At 43.8% G+C, this 1,696-nt stretch carries 3 protein-coding genes; 1 reads left to right on the top strand and 2 read right to left on the bottom strand.

Going from position 1 to position 1,696, the window contains the following annotated elements; translation table 11 throughout:
* Nucleotides 1-142: 142 nt before the first annotated feature.
* Entirely contained in the window at nucleotides 143-364 is a 222-nt protein-coding gene (locus tag Psfp_RS21015) for a hypothetical protein (protein WP_134220457.1), read from the top strand.
* On the opposite strand, the gene Psfp_RS21010 is transcribed toward Psfp_RS21015, so the two are convergent.
* Nucleotides 365-1,255, bottom strand: coding sequence for an IS3 family transposase (locus tag Psfp_RS21010; protein WP_134220456.1), 891 nt, complete (start codon nucleotides 1,253-1,255; stop codon nucleotides 365-367).
* Between the two features lie 41 nt (nucleotides 1,256-1,296).
* Nucleotides 1,297-1,623 (bottom strand): transposase, encoded by a 327-nt coding sequence (locus Psfp_RS21005; protein ID WP_134220455.1) that lies wholly within the window; start codon nucleotides 1,621-1,623, stop codon nucleotides 1,297-1,299.
* Between the last annotated feature and the right edge of the window lie 73 nt (nucleotides 1,624-1,696).

Below are 1,696 nucleotides of genomic sequence, written 5' to 3'. Positions count from 1 at the left end.
CGGTTTAAACCCCTAATTTTAGAGTCTACTCCCCTTATTCTCTTGTTTACATAGAATTAATAAATATTGCTCACGGAACAGGAAAACCAATAAGCCTCAATTCATTTATTGTGAACAGCTAAGGCGACATGACTGGCAAGCCTTGACTCGCCGTGAGGTTGTCGAATCAGGGGCGGGCGAGGGTACGGTAGACGGTATCATTGATTATCTCGCCCGCCCCCGGTCTAGTATTCTGCCACGGCGGTCAAGGCCAAGCCGCTACGCGGTTGCCAGCCATGTCTGGGCCAAATGGTCAAGGCGAAACCTCTTAATTAAAGGGGAACAAGCTCTGGTCCCGGCATCCGGTATCTTAAGAGGCAATTAGCTAAACTCTAATGATAAAGGGTTTGAGTTCACCTGCACGCAGTCTCTGCCGGAATTCGTAAGGCGAAAAGTCATACAAGCTACCATGTATACGCCGTTCATTATAAAACTGAATGTATTCACTAACTATCTGATAGGCTTCTTGATATGATGAAAATTCGTACCGACTCAAACATTCTAACTCAAGTAAGGCGTGAAAAGACTCTATATGGGCATTTTTATTCGGTGTTTTAGGTGGAATCCGCTCATGTTCGACAGTAAATTTCACACAGGCCTCTTCGAACACATGGCTTATAAATTGGGGACCGTTATCGCTTCGGATGACTGGTCGGATATCAGTTTCAAAGAGCTGCCGTTTCCACAAAGCCCGTTGCAGGATCTGGGCGGCATGTTTCCCTTCACAAGATAGTCCCAGGTGGTAATCTACAATCATTCGGTCATAAACATCAATGAAGCTCATCAGGTAGAAAAAACGGTCTTCTTTAGCAACGTAGCAATACTTTAAGTCTACTTCCCATAGTTGATCAGAGACTGTAATCTGGCGATTGGCTGCCAAGCGTCTGGGGTGATTAACCTTAATCCGCCGCTGTGGCGCCAGTATATCTAGCTCTTTGCAAAGCCTGTAAACTTTTTTATGGTTAATTATCAGGTTGTGCTGCCGGCGCAGGCAAATAGCTAATTTCCGGTATCCGTAAGTACTTTCTTCCCCGGCAACCAGTTCCATCAACCATTCCTTGATTTGTTCATCACTTACCAGCTGCCGGTCCTTTGTCCAAGAATATATGGTGTTGGGCCTTCCGCTTCTTGGGCTATGTTTTTTGGAAGTCTGACTCTCTGATTTTTTTCGATGGTAGTAAGTTGCTTCAAGAACACCAACAATTTTCAATACCATTTTGCATGCATGTCCCCGAGCAATCCACTTGTTGGCTATTTCTATTCTGTCGGATAGCCCGGGCGAGTCTTTTTTACCAGGTCCCTAAGTATGGAAATCTCTAAATCTTTTTCACCAAGCAACTTCTTAAGAGTGTTATTTTCCTTTTCTATTTGCTTGAATTCCTGGGGTGATGGAATGTATGCCGCTACCTTTTTAGCATTTCCATCCGTTTCCTTCCAAGCTTTGTATTTAGATTCTTGAATCCAGCGGTATAATGATTTTTCACTAATTCCGTGCCGCTTGGCAACTGAAAGAGCATTACCGACTTCCTGGGCTTCTTTAACAAGCTGCTCTTTGAAATCCTGAGGATATCTTTTACGTTTCATCCATACCCCTCCGTTAATATTAGTTTATATTAATAAGGGGGTATGGCTCAAACTCAATTAAGGGGCTTAATAG

The organism is Pelotomaculum sp. FP (assembly GCF_004369245.1).
In the GTDB taxonomy this organism is placed as follows: domain Bacteria; phylum Bacillota; class Desulfotomaculia; order Desulfotomaculales; family Pelotomaculaceae; genus Pelotomaculum_C; species Pelotomaculum_C schinkii.
This window is presented reverse-complemented; position numbering and strand designations above follow the sequence as displayed.

Excerpts from the sequence above, each read along its gene's own strand:
- Psfp_RS21010 (WP_134220456.1), bottom strand. The coding sequence starts at position 1,255 with ATGGTATTGAAAATTGTTGGTGTTCTTGAAGCAACTTACTACCATCGA.
- Psfp_RS21005 (WP_134220455.1), bottom strand. The coding sequence starts at position 1,623 with ATGAAACGTAAAAGATATCCTCAGGATTTCAAAGAGCAGCTTGTTAAA.